A 20,356-nucleotide genomic window follows, 5' to 3' on the forward strand; every position below is an offset into this window, starting at 1 on the left:
GCCGTAGAGTTTACTCCGCTGCCGTGCCGATGACACCACGCTTGATCTGATCGGCTTCGATCGACTCGAACAGCGCACGGAAGTTGCCTTCGCCGAAACCCTCGTCGCCCTTGCGCTGGATGAATTCGAAGAAGATCGGACCGATCACCGTTTTGGAGAATATCTGCAGCAGGATTTTTGTCATGCCGCCGTTCACCACACCTTCGCCGTCGATCAGGATGCCGTGCTTCTTCATGCGGTCGATCGGTTCGTCATGGCCATGCACGCGTTCATAGGACATGTCGTAATAGGTCTCGGGAGGCCCCGGCATGAAGCGCAGGCCGTTATCGGCAAGCCGGTCGGTTGCCTCGTAAATATCCTCCGTGCCAACGGCGATGTGCTGAATGCCCTCGCCCCGATACTTCTTCAGATATTCCTCGATCTGGCTGGTGTCGTCCTTCGATTCATTCAGCGGAATGCGGATCTTGCCGCAGGGCGAGGTGATGGCGCGGCTGACCAGACCGGTGATGCGGCCGTCAATATCGAAGAAGTGAATCTGTTTGAAATTGAACAGGTTGCGGTAAAAATCCCACCACTTGTCCATGTTGCCGCGGAAGACATTGTGGGTGAGATGGTCGAGATAGTAAAAGCCGATCCCGAGCGGCTTCGGATTGGGCTCGCCAAGCAAATTGAATTCGGCCTCGTAAGCCGATCCTTTCGCCCCATAGGTCTCGACGAAATAGAGCAGCGAACCGCCAATGCCGACAATCGCCGGGACATCGAGCACCTTGTCATTTCCTTCATAGGGAACGGCACCCTTCGACACGGCGTGATCGAAGGCGTGCCTGGCATCGACCACACGCCAGGCCATCGACGGGGCGCAGGGACCATGCTTTGCGACGAAACGGGCGGCATGACTGCCCGGCTCGGCATTGAGGACATAATTGATGTCGCCCTGGCGCCAGACGGTAATGTCTTTCGTCTTGTGCCTGGCGACCGCGACATAGCCCATGCGTGTGAAGAGCTCGCTGAGTTTCTCAGGCTCGGGGTGAGCGAACTCGACGAATTCGAAGCCGTCGGTGCCGGCCGGATTTTCGGCGGTGATTTCCGACGGAGGCGCATCATGCGGGAACGGACCCATTTTCTTTCCTCCAGAGGAGATTGCATTCTCTATGCAAACTATGGCTCAAAACACGTGCAAAGTTCTTGCGTTCTTGATGCGCAAGGAACAGTTTATGCACGACCTGTGAGCATTTTGGAGATTTTGCGCAATGGATGAGCCCCTCGACAAACTAGACCTGCGCCTCCTCCTGGAACTTCAAAAGGATGGCAGGCTCACGAACAACGAGCTTGGTGAGCGCATCGCGCTCTCACCGTCGCAATGCTCACGCCGGCGCACCAGACTGGAGGCCGAGGGATATATTCGCAGCTACCGTGCCCACCTCGATCGGGAGAAGCTGGGGCTCGATATGCTGGTGGTCATTTCCGTCACGCTTGCGACCCACAACCGGGACAATGCCCGCCGATTTTCGCAACTAATCAACGGCCTGCCCGAAGTTCTCGAAGCCTACGCGTTGACCGGCGAGATGGACTATCACCTGAAGGTGGCGACTCGTGGGCTCGCCGATCTGTCGAAGTTCGTCAACGACGTTCTGCTGCCGCACGAATCCGTGCAGCACGTGAAAACGTCAATCGTGCTCGACACGCTGAAGACGTTCGAAGGCTATCCGGTGATGATGCCGGGCAGCCGCCATGGCGACAGCGCGCGATAACGGTCAGAGCGGCAGTTCGGTGGAGAATTTCAGCTCGCGCAACACGAAGCTCGAGACCACGGTGCGCACATGCGGATTGCGCATCAGATAGCGGGTCATGAAGGCCTCGTAGCTTTCGACGTCCCTCGCCCTTATCTTCAGCATGTAGTCGAAGGCGCCCGACAAGGCGTAGCACTCCATGATCTCCGGCCGCTCCAGCACCACTGAAGCGAAAGAAGCCACCGCCTCCTCGTGGTGATCCTCCAGCGTGACGTGCGCAATCACGCAGAGCTTGAGATCGAGTTTGCCGGGATCGAGCAGCGTCACGCGCTTGCGGATGACGCCGTCGGCTTCGAGTTCCTGGATCTTTCGCCAGGCCGAGCTCTGCGACATGCCGGCCTTTTCCGCCAGGTCCGCCAACGACAGAGTGCCGTCGGCCTGGATCAGCTGCAGAAGCTTGCGGCGGAAATTCCCAGTTTCTTTCATTTTCGCCACCACATTCGAGAATATCTCCCACCACTATGGCGACAGCCGGCATGAAAGAAAAGAAAATCCGTCAAACACGGAGCATAATGACAGAGATATTGCCATTCCCGGGAGGATCAATCGATGACCAAGGAAAGCAGCTACACTGCCAAACTGCCCGGCCCGGACGGCCTCTATGACTATACCCCCGAAGAAGATGCGATCTGGGGCGAACTCTACCGGCGTCAGATGAAGCTCTTGGCCGATAAGGCTTGCCAGGAATATCTGGACGGCGTCAAACTGCTGGGGCTCAGGCCGGAGAAAGTGCCGCAGCTCCTCGATGTGAACAGACGCCTGAACGAGACCACCGGTTTCGGCGTGGAAGGCGTGCCGGCGCTCATTCCGCCCTCGCGCTTCTATGAACTTCTGTCGCAGGGCAAGTTCCCGCTGGCTACCTTCCTGCGCCGCCGCGAGCATATCGATTATATCGAGGAACCGGACCTGTTCCACGAAGTGTTCGGCCATTGCCCGCTGCTGACCAATCAGAGCTATGCCAATTTCGTCCGGCACTTCGGCGAAACTGCCATGCGCCTCGGCAAGGGCTATTCATGGCATCTGTTCCGGATTTTCTGGTTCACAGTCGAATTCGGTCTGATCAACACGCCGCAAGGCCGCCGCTGTTTCGGCGCCGGCATCGTCTCTTCTCCGAGTGAAGCCAAGGCGGCAACGGAAGGCACGGGGTGCGAATTCCGGCCGTTCGATCTGTTGAGCGTGCTCCGGACGCCCTACCGCATCGATATCCTCCAGCCGATCTACTATGTTATCGACAGCTTTGCCGATCTCGAGGCGATCGTAGAGCAGGATATCGGCGGCGCGATCCTCAAGGCGAAATCGCTGGGGGATTTCGCCCCGGCTTTCGAAGCCAAGGCTTCGTGATTGAAAGCCAACGTCAACGGCTACCGGGCAAGAGGTGAATATACTAGGAGGGGTCTAACGCCGCCTGATCGCGACGCGCCGGAAGGCAGCTGTGGCCGCCGCCTTGTTCAAGTGATCGTCAGATCTGGGTTTCACTTCGGATCGGCGGGACTGCGATTGACGAATTCGACCAGGACGCCCGGCTTGACCATGCCGGCCAGCTCCTCCGCGTCCCAATTCGTCAGCCGCACGCAGCCATGCGAGCCGACCTTGTCGATGAGCTTCGGCTCCGGCGTTCCGTGTATGCCATAGGTCGGCTCGGTCAGGTCGATCCAGACGGTGCCGACCGGACCGTTCGGCCCCTCCGGGATCGTCAGGACCTTGTCGTTCTTTCCCTGCTTGAAGTTGCGCTTCGGATCATATCGGTAGACCGGCATTCGCGCGACGCCCTTGACCTTGTGCTTTCCTGAGGGCGTCGGATTGTCCTCGCTGCCGATCGTGGCGGGATAGACGGCAAGCAGCGATCCATCCTCACCATAGGCCAGCACCTGCCCTGTCTTCTTGTCAACCTCGATACTCCTAACCTTGCCTTCTCTGGGAGGGCCGGGATCAACGACCCACACCTTGTCGCCGGGCGCGAACTGCGAACCCGGGTTGAGCGCATTCAAGAGATCGAGATCCATGTGAAAGCGCTCGGACAGCTTCTCCGCAACGCTGGTATAGCCGAGGCTCTGCATCTTTGCCTTCTCGCCGTAATCCTCAGGGATTCTGTCAACGAGCCCCGTGGCGTCCTCCGGCGAGACGACATAGCTCTCGATGACGGGCGAATTGTCTTCCAACCGGGAGGCTACATCCGGATCCGGCCTGCCGTCTACGGGAAGCTTGTTCATCGCCTCGAAGCCGGCCACCGCCTTGTCGACGTTCTCGCCGGAGAGACCGTCGATCACGCCGGGAGACGAGCCCGCACGGTCGAGCAGGACCTGAAGGCGGATGATCGCCGGGTCCGGATCTGCGGGCGGCAGCTTCCCTTTCCCGATATCGGCAAGGGAAGCGGCATTGATCGCTTCGGGACGAAGCTCCCCCGCGGAAGCGCCGCCAACGGAAAGGGCCAGAGCGAGCAGCGAGATCGGCAGGGCTGTTTTCATGGACAACAAATGGCCGACGTGGGAATTTGTTCCCACACTCTGCTACGAGTCCGCAGGGCCGGTGGCAGGCTCCGATCACGGCGCCTTCGCTTGCTTCCTGACTTCGCGTGCTCTTGCCACGCGGCGGGCGGGCCTCAGTTCTTCGATCGTCGGCTGCCACCATTCCGCATCGTGACGGCGAGGCGTTTTCGCGGGCCAGGTACGGACAAGCTCGTCGAATGTCGGCGCCCGCCAGTACCCCCAGAGATAATCCTCCGTGACCCCGGGATAGAAATCCGAAACGAGAGCCGGATCGACCAGTTCGCCGGTAATTTCCGTAAAGACGACGATCCCATACGACGTGGCCACCGGGCGCCCTGTCGGTGGCAGAGCGTCGGCCGGAAGCGGGTAACGGCGGCGCTTGCGTTCGGCTGTGCGAAGCTTGCTGCGCATCTCCCGTTCGGTTCCCTTCCGCTCCTCGGCGCGCCGTCGCCTCTCCTCCGGTTCGTTTCTGCGAGCCGCCGCTTCGATGTCAGGCCATCTGCGTCTCAGTTCCTCATAGGATCGAAAGGGAACGTGCCATATTCGAAGATCGCCGTCCCATCGCGAGAACGGCACCTCGCGAAGCTCGTCGACGACGGTTTTTGAATAGGGCGTGCGGATTCGAAAGCCGGCCTTGCCGAGTTCCAGATATGGACTGTCGATGGGATCGAAGGCAAAGGCATCGCGCCCCTTCGCATCCGCATGCGCGTCGGCTTCGGCCTCCAGCTCGGCAAGCCATCGGCCGATGCGACGGGACGCGGTTCGGCCGGGAACGAACCAGGCCCTTCGCACGTCGTTCCAGCGGGCACGCGGGAAGCGGTTTCGGAACTGCTCTACAGTCATCCTGTCGTAAGGGAAGGAAACCTCTGCGCCTGGCTTCGGCTCATCGTCACGGGGCGACATCTCGTCCTGGTCAGCGGGCGGTTTTGTTTCGGTCATAGGAGAAGAACGCTTCCGCGCCGGGATCGGTTTCCGGCGCGCCCGTACGTCGCCTTAACGACGCTAGTGAACTGTCTCCGACGGCTTCTGCGGGTGCGAAATGTTATGCAGCGTTGCCATGAGCTTTTCGAACTCATTCAAGACACGGTTGAACTCGGCGTCCGGCATCGTGACGATTTCCGATACTGTCGAAGAAACTGACGCGATCAGTTTATCGATCCAAACGCAGCGATCGGCCGACACATTCCCGAGAACTTCGCGACGGAGTATCTTCAACTCGCGAAGAATGCGAACGATAAGGGCTCCGCGCTCCGCCCTGCTCAAGAACGGAAGCCTTGTCTGCGCCTGGTGGATTTCTGCTATCAGCGTCGTCGCCATCCCCGCTCTCCGCCCCTCAAATACAACCGGATATCACAACCGGTGCGATTACAACACGGACTTTAGTCTGGCTAAGCAGCACGGTACGATTTTGTACGCCTCACCCGGCCACGGTTAATTGCTCGTCGCGACCAGATCCGACATCTCGCAGCTTCGGCGCGGACCATCCCATGGCTGATAGGTGTTGTCTTCCGGCCGATACGATCTGTATCGGGCGGCACATCGGGCTGCCGCCTGGGCACCGACTTTCGTGCCGCCTGCCTCAGGGCTTGCGGCAATATTCTGCTGGAACGGAGAGGAGCATTCGCGGATCTCGCCCCCATAGGATCGGTAGCTGTTGGTCGCAGGATCGAAGGAACGGTAGCGTTTGGCGCACCAGGCAAGGTGCTCGGCGGCGAATTTTGGCTGCGGTGCCTGCAGTTCTGTCGACGGACGAGCGGGTTGCGAAGCCATCCTTGACGCGATTGTCGCCGGAGCCTCGGTGACATAGCTGGAATAGACGGGCGGAATTCGTTCATAATGCTGCCGATGGGGATCGACCTTCACTGGACTCGTCGTCCATAAGTCGGGGGCGGCAAGATCCGTGAGCGCGGGTGGTCCGGAATCCTCCACCACATGCGAGGCAACGGAGGCCGCTGCCATGCAGGCGCCAACCGAGCTGGCAATGCCGAAGGCGACGCTCGCAATGGCATTCATTGGCCCGCTCCCTGCTGTTGTGCCTGGGGAACCCAGACACGAGGCCCGGCGCCGCTGTGACCGCCGGTGGCGACGAGCACGGCGATAATGCCGACGATCGACAAGAGAATGGCGATCAGCGGCACGGCGAGACCAACGGATTTCTCTTCGGAGTAGATCATGTTCCCTCTCCTCGATCCGTGCGGCCGCACGACGACGACGCTGCCGTCCATCGTGCGGCTGATCTGAAGATGATTTAAGAAAGGAAGACGCGGCAGAGCCACGTGAACGATCAGGTCACTTGATCACCTGGATCACCTTGCGCGACGACGGTTCGACAATGACACGCTCGTCATTGACCACCGCGTAGGCATATGTCGGATCGTCCGGAACGGGGGTCACCACGACCGTTTCCGGTAGCGGCTGGCCGACGACCACCTTTTCCTTCACAACGACGCGTGCCGACGGTGCCGGAGCCTCGCGGACATAGGTGACGACCTTTTCAGGCGGCGGATCGATCGCCGTGCCGACGACTGCGCCGGCAACGCCGCCGATGGCAGCACCGGCCGGACCACCAACGATAGCTCCGGTGATTGCGCCACCGGCCGCACCATTGACGGTCGAGGACTGGGCGAATGCGACGCCCGACATCACGGTCATGGCAGTTGCGGCGCCTGCGATAAACTTGAAGAGCATCTTTTCCTCCTTGCTTTTCAATGCGGCCTGCTTGCCGCTGCCAAACCAACTTGCTGGCAACGAGGTCGTTCCACGCCCCGGACCTCGGTCTGAGACATCCCGGCCCTTAGTCTGGATTTCATTATTCGTCAGCCGCGCTATTCTCGAGCCGAACGCCATCGCATCGCGGGCTTGGGCAGGAGACCGAGGGAGATGACACGATCCAACCGTCGGGAAGCAGGACGCAGGCGCCTGGCCATGCGTCTGCCGCAAATGCGGGCGCTGATCATGCAGGCGCGCGACCCGTGGCAGCTCGAGCTTTTCGAGGCCTACCAGATGGCAGTCGAAGCGCGGGATCGGCTTCGAAGACGACGGTTCAATTTGAAGCTGGTGCGGGAATATGACGAGACCTGCGTCGAGATCGAACAGCACGTCATCGGCGCGATGCGCGCGCCTGACTACCCCCACTACTGCCTCATCCCGTAATCGGCGACCGCAGGTTTAATCCGGGCGCCAGGAATGATTGTCCGCACGAGCCCCGAGCACAGGTAATCGGCGCGCGAGAAGATTGCCGGAAGCGGTCAAGGGGCCCGGCCGGAGGCGACCAGGGCGCTCATGCTGCCGCGAGGACGGGCGCCATAGCGGGACGCCACCCGCTCGGCCACCTCATCAATGATCTCCGACATGCGCTCCGGCGCCCGCCATTCGATTTCTCCGCTGAGCGGCGTGCCCCGGCAGAAAGCGGTCGCGATATCCTGTGCTGTGGCCGCGATAGAGGTCAGTTCGAGCCGTTCGCAGGAAACCGCCTCGAATCCCGCCGATGATACTTCAGCCTTGATCGGGCTGGGGTCGAAGTAAGAATATGGCAAGCGCCTGAGGAAATCGGGAGGATCTGACGGGAAAAGGCTTGTCAGACATTCGTCCACACATCTTGCGAAGTCGTTGGCAGCAAGCGAATCCCACGTCGAAAACAGGAAATGGCCTCCGCTCCGCAACACTCTTTTCGCCTCGCCATAGGCCTTCGGCCTATCCGGAAAGAACATGACGCCGAACTGGCAAACGACGAGATCGAACATCAAAGGGGCGAACGGCAGATCTTGCGCATCCGCGTGCATCCAATGCGTTCGCGACATCGTCACCGATGGTGCGCCGACGTCGATCATCGCCTGGCTGAGATCGGTGGCAACGATCTCGGCGGCCGGATCGAGCTTCGCCCGCAGAGGGCGTGTCAAGGCGCCGGTCCCCGCCGCGACTTCGAGCACGCTGACCGGCTTCGACCGTTCGGCCACGATTGCCATTTCCAACGCATAGGGCTCAAAGAGAATCGGCACGAGAAGGGCTTGGTAAAGATCGGCGACGCCTGCCCCGAAAGGAGGGGGAGGCGCGACAAATGCGGCATCCGCACCGTCATCGATGTTCGCAGAAACTGTCACCACACGTCTCCAAACGCAGCTCCATCGAAGTTGAAATATGGCTGAATCGGATGTTGTCCACGGGGACGGACCTTGGTCCCAGGCCTCTTCGACCGAAGTCCGCGAATCGGAACGGTCGCCTGACCGCGTCGTTTGAACGGTATGGAAGGAGATCCGCTTATGCCCCAAAGGAACAGATCCCATGTCAACGATGCCTGGAACGCCTCCGTCATTGCCCTCGTCATCGTTCTGGCCGGTCTCCTCTATGTCTTCGGCGCAGCCATGTCAGGCGATAGCATTCATTTGACCGAGAGCATCAGAGGCGCTGAGGTCTTCGATACCAGGAATCTGCCCTGATACAGTCTGGAAAAACTCTAAAGACGCTGTAGGTTAGTCGGCAAAGTCTCTTGCCGGTATCAAAATGAATTGGCTGCGCCGCTGGAATGCCCGCTCACTCGCCTCGCAATTTTTCATCGCGGGTGGCTTGGTCTCGATCGCCGCCATGTTTCTCGTGGGTGTCCTTGTCACCCATCTGATCGAGGAAGCCGTCATCCATAATTCCGGCGCGGCGACGGCGCTTTACGTCGACAGTGTGGTGGCGCCGCTGCTTCCCGACATGCAAACGGAATCGCTGCTGGACGAAGGCAGCGCTCAGGCTCTCGACGAAACACTCGGTCAAGGGGCGCTTGGCAGGCGCCTTGTCTCCTTCAGGTTGTGGCGAAACGACGGCACCATCCTCTATTCGAACGACAAGGAACTGGTGGGCCAGAAGTTTCCCCTGAACGCGAAGCTGCAGAAGGCATTCGCCGGCTCGCTCGTTGCGCGTTACGAGATTGCCGACGACCCGGAAAGCGGTGCCGAGCGCGCGCTCGGCAAGCCGCTGATGGAAATCTACAATCCGGTTCTCCAGCCGTGGTCCGGCCAGGCGGTTGCTGTGCTCGAATTCTACGAGACCGCGGAAGGCCTCGGCGACAGTCTGGCGCACGCGAGGCTGCAGAGCTGGGGAGCAGTCGCCGCCCTGACAGGCGTCTTTTTCCTCGTTCTCTCCGCCCTGGTGTTTCGCGGAAGCCGCACGATAGAAGCGCAGCGCAGGGATCTCAAGGAACGGGTCAAGGAATTGTCTGCGCTGCTGGCGGAAAATCGCGGGCTGCAGCGGCGGCTGCAGCGCGCCTCGCAGCGCGTGGCGGCGCTGAACGAAACATATCTGCGCAGCATCGGCGCCGATCTTCACGACGGTCCGGCACAGCACATTGCCTATGCTTCACTGCGACTGGACAGCGACTTGTTGATCAACGCATCCACCGAACCCGAAGCACGCGAAAAAGAACTTGCCTGGATACGCTCGAGCCTCGCGGAGGCCATGACGGAAATCCGCAATATCTGCAGCGGACTGGTGCTCCCGCAGATCGAAAAGTCCTCCATCACCGATATCGTGCTGCGGGTCGTCGAAGCGCACCGGCACAAGACCGAAACCGTTGTCGAAACGATCATCGACGAGGATGGACCCGAGCTCGCTGCTGCCGTAAAGATCTGTATCTATCGCTTCGTTCAGGAAGCCTTGAACAATGCCTATCGCCACGGCGGCGGCGTTCTGCAGACCGTGAAAGCCGTGTCGCATAATGGTCATGTTTGTGTGGAGGTCAGTGATCGTGGCGATGGGTTCGACCCGACGGAGGTGAGGCCGACAAGCCTCGGCCTGGTGGGGCTGCGCGAACGCATCGACAGCCTGGGGGGATCTTTCGATATCAAAACGGGTGAAGGAGGAACGACCGTGACCATGACCTTCGAGCCAATGGAAGCTGGAGAATAGAGATGAAACCCATCACCGTCGGCGTGGTGGACGACCACCCGCTTTTTCGCGAGGGTGTAACGCGCAGCTTGTCGGAGATGAGCGACTTCGTGGTCATTGGCGAAGGGGCCAGCAGCGAAGATGCCGCCATGATCGCATCGAACAACCTCCCCGACGTGATGCTTCTCGATGTCTCGATGCCCGGCGGCGGATTGGCTGCGATCGCCGACGTCCTGGCGCTCAGCCCGACGACGAAAGTGCTGATGTTGACGGTATCCGAGGAGGTGGACACGCTGCTCGGAGCCCTGCAGCAGGGCGCGATGGGCTACGTTCTCAAAGGTGTCGGTTCACGCGGCCTCGCCGAAGCGATTAAAACCGTCCTCGGCGGGTCGCGATATGTCTCGCCGACGATGTCGGCGAAGGCGATGGAAAATTCGCTACAAAACGGAAACTCCGACAAGAACAGTCTGACGCCAAGGGAGCGCGAGGTGATGGATCTCGTCGCCCAAGGTCTGTCAAACAAGCATATCGGCCTGCGCCTCAATCTGCAGGAAAAGACCGTGAAGCACCATATGACCCAGATCCTGAGCAAGCTCGGCGCCTCCAACAGGACCGAAGCGGCGCTGCAATGGCGCGAACGGCGATAGCGCCCGCTCGAGCTTCGATCCCTACGGCGCCGTTTTCCGCATTCTGCCTCAGCGAAGGAAATTGCTCAGCCGGTTTGCGTCGCCGGCCGTCGCCTGCCGGCTTATGATCGTCCTGCCCTTCGAGTCCTTCATGATATAGCGGCCACTGCGCAGGCTTTCGGTGATGCCGTTGGCGTGGCGAACGTTGATCGACCCATCGATGCCTTCGGTCGCTCTGGCCTTCGATCCCGTCGACGAGGCCGAGGATGAAGAGGATCCGGCGTTGCTGTTGGAGCTTCCACCTGCGCTGCTGCCGGAACCATTACTGCCGTTTCCGCCCCCGCCGCCATTGCCTCCCCCGTTGCCATTCCCTCCGCCGTTGCCATTTCCTCCGCCGTTGCCGCCGCCGTTATTGCCGTCCTTTGCCGCTGCGTGTTTCACCGTCAGAACGCGAAGGGAGCCATCGAGATTGATTGTTACAGGCGATGCGGCAACCACGAGGGCGACGGCAGCGCAGCCGCCCAATCTCAAAAAACCCCGTTTCGAGATAGTCAATGCCATTGCCTTGTTCATCCGTTCTTCGCCGTTCCTACGCCTATTGGACGCCTTGAGAATTTTCGCCTTTCTGAGGGCTAAATGCAACCGGACCTAGGTACTAAGAAAAGGCAGGACTTTGGTCCGGCATGCAGTGGATGCGCCCCCAAAAAATACGAGCGATGTCATCACAAATACTGCCTCGGCGCGTATATTGTCGACATCGTCGCCATGGTGTTGCTGGACAAGGCGCAGACGCATTTTTCTGGAACTTCTTTCCTCGTCACCGCTTTGATTATCAAATTGCAACAGAGGAAACCGCGATGCCGAACCCGAATGATTCACCCGCCGTCCAGTCCCTGCGAAAAGAGCAGGCAGAGCAGCGAAAACAGTCCGGAAAGGGCGAACTCGACAAAGCGATCGAAGATACGTTTCCCGCGTCTGATCCTGTTTCCGCCACCCATACCTCCATTCCCGTCGGCCGCAGCGATGTCGAGGCGGCTGAGCGGGTGAAGCGGGAGCCAGATCCGACCGCCATTGACCAAGAGTATCCGCTGGTCGATCAGGCCCTGCAGACTTCGCACGCCTCGGACAGATTCGATGCCGACCGCGAGGAACTGCGCGCGCTTCAGAAAGAAGCCGGTCGGATGGCTGAGTCCGCGGCGGAGCTGGCGTCCGGAACGGCCCGTCTGGCAAAGGCGGAAGCTAGGAGTTTCGTCCAGGATATGGAGGATAGGATACGCCGGCAGCCGCTGACTGCCGCAGCGATCGTCGCCGCCATCGCCTTCGTGTACGGCGCAACGCGCTGAAAGGGCGGCATCATGGCGAGTCGATGGACTGGCTGTCTGCACGGATCCTGCGCGCGACAAAAGAACCTGGAAGAACGCGGCGGGCTTTCGGATCTGGCCAGCACCGCCTCGACATGATCTCTCATGAAAATCGCATCCTACAACGTGAACGGGATCAACGGGCGACTGACCAACCTGCTGCGCTGGCTGAAAGAGGATGCCCCCGATGTAGCCTGCCTTCAGGAATTGAAAACCGACGACGCCAGGTTTCCGCGAATAGAGATCGAACGGGCCGGCTACGGCGCCGTCTGGCACGGGCAGCGATCCTGGAACGGCGTCGCCATCCTGGCAAAGGACAAGACACCGATCCTGACACGGCGCGGTCTTCCGGGCGACCCAGACGACACCCACAGCCGATATATCGAAGCCGTCATCGACGGCATGCTGATCGGATGCCTGTATCTGCCGAATGGCAACCCTTTTCCCAGCGCCAAGTTCGAATACAAGCTCCGCTGGTTCGGGCGCTTGCACGCCTATGCCGCCGAACTGCTCGAAATCGAGGTGCCTTCCATCCTTGCCGGCGATTTCAACGTCATGCCGACGGAGATCGACGTCTACAAGCCGGAGCGCTGGCGAGACGATGCACTTTTCAGGCCCGAAGTCCGCAAAGCCTACGCCCGGCTCGTCTCCCAGGGTTGGACGGATGCCGTCAGGCATCTGCATCCGGACGAGCGCATCTACACCTTCTGGAAATATTGGCGGAACAGTTTCGAGCGCGACGCCGGGCTTCGGATCGACCACTTTCTGCTCAGCCCGACAGTGGCGCCGTGGCTCCGATCGGCAACCGTCCGGCGCAAGCCCCGGAGTTGGGAGCATACGAGCGACCACGCACCCGTCATGATCGAGCTCGATCTTCCGGCAGCTGAAGCCGTGTGAGCGGCAATGCATCGGCCGCAGAGTACGGAACCTGCGATGCCTGCTGGAGTTAGCTCTGCAAAGGAGATTGTCCGATGCGTATGAAACCTATTCCCGATTCCGTTAAGCTTCCGCCCAAGTCGTTGAACGAGGATACTCAGGACGATGAGCTGCCCGAGGCAGGTGTCGACGACCAGCGCAAGCCTCCCGTCAGCATGGGCAGCAGCCGCGAGGCAGGCGACGGCGTCCCCGGCTCCGATCCTGAGACAGGCCGCGTCGATCAGAAGGGGCGCATTCCTGCCCCGCAATTCTCCAACCGGAAGTGATCGTCATGGGCGAGAGCAAGAGTTATCTCAATACCGACGAAATCCAGGCCGACGATCAATTGTCGCCGAAACCCGTCGAAGGAAAAGATCCACCCCGGCATGTGCGCAAAAGCGAGGAATCCGTTGCCGAAGGCTCTGACGATACGGAGCGCATCCGGGTTCCGCCAGCGGTCGCCAATCCTGATTGATACGATGACAGCATCGCCTCATTCGCCACCGTCCAGATCATAGATGCGGCCCGTCAACCAGGCGGGCCAGTCGCGCTCGAAAAAGGATCTGGCATCTTTATCCAGTTCGCGGTTCGGACGGGTTGAAAGCCTGACCTCTTCGCCTTCGAGCCGAACGACGATCTGCTCCTTGCGATGCGCTTCGGTTTCCTTGCGGAAACGATAGTCCTCCAGCGGACCGGCACTCGCCAGCGGCAGGAATTCGCCCTCCGCATCGCAGATCGCGCGTGCTCCCCGACTGCCGCCGCCCCTGCCGATGAAGAAGTCCAGGGCGCTCAGCACCGCCTCCGAGGCGAGCGCCATGTGCCGCCATTGCACGCCTCGGACCGCTTCGGCCGCGCGCTCGTAGGCGAGACCGTTGGCGCGGATTTCGGCGTTCAGCGCCCGGGCTTCGATCAAGGCCTGGCGGACGCTCCTGTGATCACAGATGATGCCCGCCTTCTCGCTCATGCGCGCCTGCACGGCCGAGCGGACCGCTTTGACAGTGAGCGGGCTTTCGGCCCGCAGAGCGGAAAGGAGGTCGGCAATGCCCGCCTCTGCGACCTCCGGGACACGTCCCGCGGCAGGCCGCTTTGCCCCGCCGGCGCCGATATGTTCGGCCACCCTGGTTCCGAAGACCTGCCCGGCATTCAGCGCCGCTCCACCGGGCCTTGTTACCCCATGCGTGCCAGCCGCCTCTCCGATCGCGTAGCAGCCACCCAGATTGGTGCGGCCCCAGCTGTCGACCATGATGCCGCCGTTCATGTGCTGGTTGTTGACCGCGAACTCCAGCGGCCCTGCGGCAATATCGATCTTGTAACGGCGATAGAGCTCGATCGCGAGCGGGTTCATATGTTTCAATCGATGAATCGGCATTTGCTGATCGGCGCCAGCCTTGCCGAGATAGAGGCGAACGTCCTCGTCCAGCCTCTCCAGGCTGAATGGCAGGTCGCCGGGAACGGGCAGAGGATTGCGATTGAAGTCCATAAAGACGCGCCGACCGGCTGCGGTCTCACGGTAAATGGCGAGATCGACCAGGCTCGAGCCGAAATCAAGCAAGCGGGTCGCGTGGAACGGCCATTGATAGCCCTTACGGAAGATGTTCGACGCCAGCTCCTGGGTACTTCGATAATATCCCGCCAGAAAATGGTATTCGGCGCCTTCGCCGTCGACCGAATAGATATGCGGAATCGCCTGGACGTACGTGCCGGACAGATTCCAAGGGAATCCCTCTCTGCGCGTTCCAATGCCGAACTGGCTTTCGGTCAGGTTGACGAGTTCGACGCCCGCCTCCAGCGCCAATCCGAGGGAGCCGAAGCAGCCGTTGGGATAAACGCTGTCGCGATAGAGTTCGCCAGGCCCGCCGGCGGCAAGCACGATGACGCCACTCACGAACAAGGCGATGCCGAGCGGGTTCTCCTGCGTACGGTCGCCGGCGCGCATGACGAGCATGCCGGCGATATTACGCACAGCCCCCTCGCCCTCGGTGAGGATTTTCACCGCGGTGGTCTGGTTGTAGAATGGCACACCCAGTCGGATCGCCTCCTCCGCCAGCACCTTGACCATCAGTCGTGAGGTGCGCGGGCCGCAGCTGGTGGCGCGGCCGACCTCGTCATGGTCGGTCTGATATCTCAGTGTTCCGCCAAGCGGATCCTGGGGCAGCGGCAGCCCCAAGAACTGCAGCGATGCCATCATCCGTGACGAGCCGACCGCTTCGACATAGGCCGTGTCCTCGTCCATGGCGCCGCCGCTGCCGATGGCGCGGGCCATCGCCCGGTAATTATCGCCCTGATCGGCCGTGTTCGCGGTGTGGAGGGTTTGCTTGTCGGAGCCAGAGCAGGCCGAGGTTCCGCCCCATGCGCTTTGGCTGATGATGACGACATCGACGCCGCGCCGCTTCATTTCCACCGCCGCACGCAGACCTGCGGCGCCCGATCCCACGACGACGCAGCCGGCTCGGTAGATCGGCGTCGCGATGCCAGCGAGCCGGACCTCTTCCGAAGCGACGCCTTCGGCTGGAAGGCGCGGCATATCGATATCGGTCAGTGCGTCAAGAATTTCCTGCGGGACATCTATCGTCATCGGCGCACCACAATCAATTGAGCGGGATATCAACCCAGCGTCTCTGCCGGGAAGACTCCATGCAGGCGTCGACGATCTGGCAGATGTGGTGGCCGGTATCGAATGTCGGCCACATTGGTCTGTTTGCGACGATCGATCTTATGACCTCGGCCACCTCGATGATCTTGCTTTCATTGTAGCCTATGCCGAAGTTCGGCAACGGAAGGAAAGCCCTGAAGGTCGCATTCTCAGGACCGACGTCGATCTCGCGAAAGCCGCGCCGTCCCGTGCTGTCGTCGTTGGTGTAGAAACGCAGCCGGTTTATCTCGTCATAGGTATAGGCGATGCTGCCTTTCGTTCCATAGACCTCGTAGGTCTGCATGAATTTGCGGCCGGTGGCGACGCGGCTGAAGTCGACGATGCCGGCGGCGCCGTTTTCGAACCGGCAGAGCAGGTTCGTCGCGTCGGGATTGGTGATATCGGCCCATGCCTCGTTGCCTGACAGTTTCACCTGCTCACCATAGGCAAGGCCCGCGACGATCGGCCGGCGCGGAGTGACAATGAGATTGTCGGCGATCAACGAGCTGACGCGGCCGACGAGGAAATCCATGAAGCTGAAGATGTGCGAACCGGTGTCGCCGACGATCCCGGTCGGCGCGAGCTTGCCATCGGCGCGCCACATGAACGGTGCTATGGGATCGCCATACATGTCGACGTGCTGGCAGCCGCGAAACAGCTTGATCTCGCCGATTTCACCGGATTCGATGATCTCTTTCGCCAGATCATGAACGGGGTTTCGGGGAAAGGCGTGTCCGACACGCGTAACGACACCCTTTTCTCTGGCGATCTCGGCCAGCTCCCGCGCTTCATCGGCGGTGTTTGCCAGCGGCTTCTCGCAATAGACATGTTTGCCGGCCAGCAGAGCGGCCTTGGCCACCGGATAATGCAGATGGTCGGGTAGGCAGATATCGATGAGATCGACTTCGGGATCGGCAACCGCCAGCTTCCAATCCTGGTAGATCCTGGCCCCCGGCGCCCTGTTGCCGATATCCTGCGCTACGTCAGGGTTGCTGTCGACAAGCGCCACGATCCGCGCCGTTCCGTCCGACACGCCGAAGAAATGCGGAAAGGTTTGATAGGCCATCGTGTGGACCTTTCCCATCCAGCCCGAGGCGCCAAGCACTGCAACTTTCACTTCAGACATTGTCCATTACTCCTTAGCGGATCTCGGCGCGGGCCCGCGGCCTGGTATCATTGCGTTCATAGGCGAAGATCGCCGACGGCAGCGCCGGCAGGCCCCGGATGAGGTCCGATCCTTTTTCACCGACCATGATCGTCGGCGCGTTGGTGTTGCAGGACGGCACACGCGGCATGACGGAGGAATCGCAGACCCTCAGGCCTTCGAGGCCGCGAACCTTGAGATCCAGCCCGACAACCGCGTCAGAGCCCGTTCCCATCTTGCAGGTGCCGACCGGATGATGGTCGGTCTTGGCGTTGGCGCAGCCATAGTCGAAAAGCTGCTCGTCGGTCATGACGTTGGGCCCGGGAAGTCTTTCGGCCATGACATAGGGTTTCAGCGCCGCCTGCTGCATGATTTCGCGGGCGATCTTCAGCCCCTCCAGCGACATCTTCCTGTCGTGAGGATCGGACCAGTAGTTAGGATCGATCAAGGGAGCCGCAGCGGGATCGGCGGATGAGAGACGCACCGTCCCTCGCGAGCGAGGATGCAGATAGGCCGAGTTCAGCGTCACTCCGGCATTCTTGAGCCGCTCGACGCCTGCTTCGATGCCGGAACCCAGGCCGAGGTGGAACTGAATATCAGGAGACCGTGCGTCGGGATCGGCATACCAGAAGCCGCCGGTCTCGAAGAGCGACGAGGCGACCGGACCGGTGCGGAAGAGGACATATTGTATCCCCGCCCAAAGCGTGCGGTGGAGCTTCGCAACGCCGTCATAAGTATGATCGCCGGTACATTCGGCGATAACGAAAAGATCGAGATGGTCCTGAAGATTGCCGCCGACGCCGGGCAGATCGTGGAAGGGCTTGACGCCGACCGAGGTCAAATGGTCGGCCGGCCCTATGCCGGACTGCAAGAGGAGCTTCGGCGATCCGATCGCGCCTGACGAGACCAAGACTTCGCGTTCAGCACGCACGACCTCCAGACCGTGTCCGGTGGCGATCTCGACGCCGATGGCGCGGCCTGCCTCCAGCACGATGCGGACGACACGCGCGCCCGTCCGGATCGTCAGATTCTTCCGGTTTTTGATCGGCGAGAGATAGGCATAGGATGCCGATGAGCGGCGCCGGTTGCGCTGGGTGAGCTGGTAAAATCCGACGCCGGCCTGCTGGCGGCCGTTGAAGTCGTGATTGTAGGGTATGCCGAGCTCCTGTCCCGCGCGGATATAGGCGTCGCAGATCGGCAACGGTGCAGCCGGCATCGAGACCCCCAGCGGACCGCCATAGGCGTGGTAATCGTCGGCGAAACGTTGATTGTCCTCGGCACGTTTGAAATAGGGCAGGATCGAGCGGTAGTCCCAGCCCTCGCAGCCGTCTTCCCTGGCCCAGAGATCATAATCGGCCGCGTTTCCGCGGGTGTAGAGCTGCGCATTGATCGACGAGCCGCCGCCGATGATCTTTGCCTGGGTGTAGCGAAGCACCCTGCCCTTCATGTGCTTCTGGGGAACGGTTTCCCATCCCCAGCTGGCGACGCCCTTGGTCATCTTGGCGAAGCCGGCGGGCATGTGGAAAAGAGGATTCCAGTCGCCTCCGCCCGCTTCAAGAAGCAGCACTTTGACGTCGGGATCTTCGCTGAGCCGGCTTGCGAGGACGCAGCCTGCAGGGCCGGCACCGGTGATGACATAATCGAATCCCATTTTACTGTCCTATTTGAAGCCGGCGTGCACCGATGGACCTGCCTGTGTCTGCAATTCCGTCGACGCGATGTGGTGGGCAACTCTGAGCGCTTGGCTGGCGACGGTCAGCGCGGGATTGACCGCAGCCGACGTGGGCAGAAAACCGGCGTCGACGACGAAGAGGTTGCCGTGATCGTAGGACCGGCAGTATGGATCCAGTGGCGCCGTTGCCGGGTCGTTTCCGATGCGGATCGTTCCGCACTGATGGGACGGCGTGCGTTTGTCGAAGGGTCTCGACAGCACGATCGGAAAACCGATCGACCGAAGGATCGCCTTCAGCTTGGCGACAAGGGCAAGATGCGCGTCCCAGTTGGTCCTCTGCCATTTGAGGACGATCCGATCGCCGTCGACCATCACGCGGCTTTCAGGATTCGGAACGTCCTCGCTCATCGCATAGAAGTCGATGGCATGGTCCGTCATGAAACGCAGAAGCCATTCCGGCGCCTGCGGCAGAGAGCCTTTGAGGACCTTTTCGGAAATGCGTCCCAGCAACTGCACATTGCCGAGCGGCGGTCCGCCCTCCCCGTCCGACAGATAGAAGTCGTTGAAGCCGAAGGTCTTCTGGTAGACAGCGGTGTTCCTGAAGCGCGGCGAGACTGCTATCACAGCCGAGGCGTTGTGGTTCATGAAGTTGCGGCCCACCTGATCGGAAGAGTTGGCGAGCCCCCTCGGGAAGCGGTCGTTTTTCGAACGCAGCAAAAGCACGGATGACTGAACCGCGCCGGCGGAAAGGATGACGATCCTGGGCGAGACAGTCAGCGTCTGTCCGTCCTTGACATAGGTGACACCGTCGATCCGGCTCCCCGCCCCGGTGTCGAGCCGTATCACCCGTGCATTTATCTCGAGCCGCACGTTCTCGTGTTTCAGCGCCACAGCGAGTGCCGCGGTTTCGGCATCCATCTTGCCGTCTTGTGAATTCGGATGTGCATCCCAGGGCGTGCGCGCCTTGGAGAGCCAGGCGTCGAGATCCAGGCCGAGCGGCAGCGAAAACGGATGCAGTCCTTTCGCCTTGAGGCGTGCCCTGATGTCGGCGATCGGCGCCTCGTCGGGCACGGGCGGGAATTCGTAGGCAACCGAGTGATGCGGTTCGGTCGGATCTTCGCCAAGACTGCCGCGGACTTGATACATCAGCTCCGCTTGCGAATACCAGGGCTCCATCTCTTCATAGGGAAACGGCCAAGCCGGCGACACGCCTTCCCGATGTTCGATGACGTCGAAATCTTCTCTGCGATAGCGCGACAAGACGGCGCCGTAGAATTTCGAATTGCCGCCGACATTGTAGTAGTTCCCGGGGTTGAAGCCCCTGCCGTTCGCCTCGTACCAGGTTTCTTTCGGCCGGAAATGTCCACGCTGGAAGATGGCACGCTGATCGCGATTGACGGGAAGATCGGCGATATGATCGCCGGCTTCGAGGACCAATATCTCAGCGCCTGATACAGCCAGGCCGGCAGCGACTGTGGCGCCGCCGACGCCCGAGCCAATGATGACGATGTCTGGCGAACTGCTCATGTCAACACCTGCCCGTCACACGATCCGCACCTGGCTGTCCGGATCGAAGAACACCGCCTTGTCGAGATTGAAGGCGAGGCGTGTGTTCTGGCCTGGGGCGATGCCGGCATCGGCGCGCAGGCGGGCGACGACGGATTTGCCGCCGAGCTTGGTGACGGCAAAGGTGTCGGAGCCGGCCGGTTCGACCACCTCGATCAGGCAATCGTCCTCGGTCAGCGAGCGCGCCTTGCGGTCGGCGCCGTCGGGATCGGTCAAGGCTTCGGGACGGATGCCGAAGATCACCGGCTTGCCGGCATAGGCGGACAGGCCGTGATTGCCGGAGACGACCGGCAGCC

At 60.9% G+C, this 20,356-nt stretch carries 25 protein-coding genes; 10 read left to right on the forward strand and 15 right to left on the reverse strand.

Annotated features, from left to right (window positions below; translation table 11 throughout):
- Positions 1 to 10: 10 nt before the first annotated feature.
- On the reverse strand, positions 11 to 1,120 hold the full coding sequence (gene hppD, locus B5E41_RS24675; protein ID WP_088396449.1) for a 4-hydroxyphenylpyruvate dioxygenase: 1,110 nt from the start codon (positions 1,118 to 1,120) through the stop codon (positions 11 to 13).
- Between the two features lie 130 nt (positions 1,121 to 1,250).
- Here hppD and B5E41_RS24680 point away from each other — a divergent pair, with 130 nt between their 5' ends.
- The gene (locus B5E41_RS24680; RefSeq protein ID WP_064801992.1) at positions 1,251 to 1,751 is read left to right on the forward strand and encodes an Lrp/AsnC family transcriptional regulator; all 501 of its coding nucleotides are present in this window, start codon (positions 1,251 to 1,253) and stop codon (positions 1,749 to 1,751) included.
- A gap of 3 nt (positions 1,752 to 1,754) precedes the next feature.
- On the opposite strand, the gene B5E41_RS24685 is transcribed toward B5E41_RS24680, so the two are convergent.
- Positions 1,755 to 2,216 (reverse strand): Lrp/AsnC family transcriptional regulator, encoded by a 462-nt coding sequence (locus B5E41_RS24685; protein WP_064801990.1) that lies wholly within the window; start codon positions 2,214 to 2,216, stop codon positions 1,755 to 1,757.
- Positions 2,217 to 2,339: 123 nt separating this feature from the next.
- Here B5E41_RS24685 and B5E41_RS24690 point away from each other — a divergent pair, with 123 nt between their 5' ends.
- The gene (locus tag B5E41_RS24690; protein WP_064801988.1) at positions 2,340 to 3,131 is read left to right on the forward strand and encodes a phenylalanine 4-monooxygenase; all 792 of its coding nucleotides are present in this window, start codon (positions 2,340 to 2,342) and stop codon (positions 3,129 to 3,131) included.
- 131 nt (positions 3,132 to 3,262) lie between these two features.
- On the opposite strand, the gene B5E41_RS24695 is transcribed toward B5E41_RS24690, so the two are convergent.
- From B5E41_RS24695 to B5E41_RS24715, 6 genes are all read right to left on the reverse strand, one after another.
- Positions 3,263 to 4,255: a L,D-transpeptidase family protein gene (locus B5E41_RS24695; protein WP_088396450.1), complete on the reverse strand. Its 993-nt coding sequence runs from the start codon at positions 4,253 to 4,255 to the stop codon at positions 3,263 to 3,265.
- Positions 4,256 to 4,330: 75 nt separating this feature from the next.
- The gene (locus B5E41_RS24700; protein WP_088396451.1) at positions 4,331 to 5,215 is read right to left on the reverse strand and encodes a hypothetical protein; all 885 of its coding nucleotides are present in this window, start codon (positions 5,213 to 5,215) and stop codon (positions 4,331 to 4,333) included.
- Between the two features lie 63 nt (positions 5,216 to 5,278).
- Positions 5,279 to 5,593: a hypothetical protein gene (locus B5E41_RS24705; RefSeq protein WP_088396452.1), complete on the reverse strand. Its 315-nt coding sequence runs from the start codon at positions 5,591 to 5,593 to the stop codon at positions 5,279 to 5,281.
- Positions 5,594 to 5,707: 114 nt separating this feature from the next.
- On the reverse strand, positions 5,708 to 6,289 hold the full coding sequence (locus tag B5E41_RS24710; protein ID WP_088396453.1) for a BA14K family protein: 582 nt from the start codon (positions 6,287 to 6,289) through the stop codon (positions 5,708 to 5,710).
- Positions 6,286 to 6,450 (reverse strand): hypothetical protein, encoded by a 165-nt coding sequence (locus tag B5E41_RS31875; RefSeq protein ID WP_176439480.1) that lies wholly within the window; start codon positions 6,448 to 6,450, stop codon positions 6,286 to 6,288. Before B5E41_RS31875 ends, B5E41_RS24710 begins: the two co-directional genes overlap by 4 nt.
- A 115-nt stretch (positions 6,451 to 6,565) precedes the next feature.
- Complete coding sequence (locus B5E41_RS24715) at positions 6,566 to 6,964, reverse strand: DUF1236 domain-containing protein (RefSeq protein ID WP_064806091.1); 399 nt, start codon at positions 6,962 to 6,964, stop codon at positions 6,566 to 6,568.
- Between the two features lie 192 nt (positions 6,965 to 7,156).
- Between B5E41_RS24715 and B5E41_RS24720 the strand changes: the two genes are divergently transcribed.
- Positions 7,157 to 7,429, forward strand: coding sequence for a hypothetical protein (locus B5E41_RS24720; protein WP_064801980.1), 273 nt, complete (start codon positions 7,157 to 7,159; stop codon positions 7,427 to 7,429).
- Between the two features lie 95 nt (positions 7,430 to 7,524).
- Here the strand turns inward: B5E41_RS24720 and B5E41_RS24725 are convergent, their stop codons facing one another.
- Positions 7,525 to 8,376, reverse strand: a complete 852-nt coding sequence (locus tag B5E41_RS24725) for a class I SAM-dependent methyltransferase (RefSeq protein WP_088396454.1) — start codon at positions 8,374 to 8,376, stop codon at positions 7,525 to 7,527.
- A gap of 159 nt (positions 8,377 to 8,535) precedes the next feature.
- On the opposite strand from B5E41_RS24725, the gene B5E41_RS31880 reads away from it, so the two are divergent.
- From B5E41_RS31880 to B5E41_RS24735, 3 genes are all read left to right on the forward strand, one after another.
- Positions 8,536 to 8,712 (forward strand): hypothetical protein, encoded by a 177-nt coding sequence (locus B5E41_RS31880; protein WP_176439481.1) that lies wholly within the window; start codon positions 8,536 to 8,538, stop codon positions 8,710 to 8,712.
- Between the two features lie 64 nt (positions 8,713 to 8,776).
- Complete coding sequence (locus B5E41_RS24730; protein ID WP_088396455.1) at positions 8,777 to 10,165, forward strand: sensor histidine kinase; 1,389 nt, start codon at positions 8,777 to 8,779, stop codon at positions 10,163 to 10,165.
- A gap of 2 nt (positions 10,166 to 10,167) precedes the next feature.
- Positions 10,168 to 10,791, forward strand: coding sequence for a LuxR C-terminal-related transcriptional regulator (locus tag B5E41_RS24735; protein WP_088396456.1), 624 nt, complete (start codon positions 10,168 to 10,170; stop codon positions 10,789 to 10,791).
- Positions 10,792 to 10,839: 48 nt separating this feature from the next.
- On the opposite strand, the gene B5E41_RS31430 is transcribed toward B5E41_RS24735, so the two are convergent.
- Positions 10,840 to 11,331, reverse strand: a complete 492-nt coding sequence (locus B5E41_RS31430) for a hypothetical protein (RefSeq protein ID WP_141098804.1) — start codon at positions 11,329 to 11,331, stop codon at positions 10,840 to 10,842.
- Positions 11,332 to 11,627: 296 nt separating this feature from the next.
- On the opposite strand from B5E41_RS31430, the gene B5E41_RS24745 reads away from it, so the two are divergent.
- From B5E41_RS24745 to B5E41_RS24760, 4 genes are all read left to right on the forward strand, one after another.
- Positions 11,628 to 12,113 carry a hypothetical protein gene (locus B5E41_RS24745; protein WP_088396458.1) on the forward strand — a complete coding sequence of 162 codons (486 nt, stop codon included), beginning with the start codon at positions 11,628 to 11,630 and terminating at the stop codon, positions 12,111 to 12,113.
- 123 nt (positions 12,114 to 12,236) lie between these two features.
- On the forward strand, positions 12,237 to 13,028 hold the full coding sequence (xth, locus tag B5E41_RS24750) for an exodeoxyribonuclease III (RefSeq protein ID WP_088396459.1): 792 nt from the start codon (positions 12,237 to 12,239) through the stop codon (positions 13,026 to 13,028).
- Between the two features lie 74 nt (positions 13,029 to 13,102).
- Positions 13,103 to 13,333 (forward strand): hypothetical protein, encoded by a 231-nt coding sequence (locus B5E41_RS24755; RefSeq protein ID WP_088396460.1) that lies wholly within the window; start codon positions 13,103 to 13,105, stop codon positions 13,331 to 13,333.
- Positions 13,334 to 13,338: 5 nt separating this feature from the next.
- The gene (locus B5E41_RS24760) at positions 13,339 to 13,521 is read left to right on the forward strand and encodes a hypothetical protein (RefSeq protein WP_088396461.1); all 183 of its coding nucleotides are present in this window, start codon (positions 13,339 to 13,341) and stop codon (positions 13,519 to 13,521) included.
- Between the two features lie 18 nt (positions 13,522 to 13,539).
- Here the strand turns inward: B5E41_RS24760 and B5E41_RS24765 are convergent, their stop codons facing one another.
- The 5 genes from B5E41_RS24765 to B5E41_RS24785 form a co-directional block, all read right to left on the reverse strand.
- Positions 13,540 to 15,621, reverse strand: a complete 2,082-nt coding sequence (locus B5E41_RS24765) for an FAD-dependent oxidoreductase (protein ID WP_088396462.1) — start codon at positions 15,619 to 15,621, stop codon at positions 13,540 to 13,542.
- 13 nt (positions 15,622 to 15,634) lie between these two features.
- Positions 15,635 to 16,804 carry a Gfo/Idh/MocA family protein gene (locus B5E41_RS24770; protein ID WP_088396463.1) on the reverse strand — a complete coding sequence of 390 codons (1,170 nt, stop codon included), beginning with the start codon at positions 16,802 to 16,804 and terminating at the stop codon, positions 15,635 to 15,637.
- A 13-nt stretch (positions 16,805 to 16,817) separates the two neighbouring features.
- Positions 16,818 to 18,473 (reverse strand): GMC family oxidoreductase, encoded by a 1,656-nt coding sequence (locus B5E41_RS24775; RefSeq protein WP_088396464.1) that lies wholly within the window; start codon positions 18,471 to 18,473, stop codon positions 16,818 to 16,820.
- Between the two features lie 9 nt (positions 18,474 to 18,482).
- On the reverse strand, positions 18,483 to 20,021 hold the full coding sequence (locus tag B5E41_RS24780) for a GMC oxidoreductase (RefSeq protein WP_088396465.1): 1,539 nt from the start codon (positions 20,019 to 20,021) through the stop codon (positions 18,483 to 18,485).
- A 15-nt stretch (positions 20,022 to 20,036) separates the two neighbouring features.
- Positions 20,037 to 20,356, reverse strand: a 320-nt coding sequence (locus B5E41_RS24785) for a TOBE domain-containing protein (protein WP_141098805.1), incomplete at its 5' end; no start/stop codon positions are given.

Source organism: Rhizobium esperanzae (genome assembly GCF_002204185.1).
Classification (GTDB): domain Bacteria; phylum Pseudomonadota; class Alphaproteobacteria; order Rhizobiales; family Rhizobiaceae; genus Rhizobium; species Rhizobium esperanzae.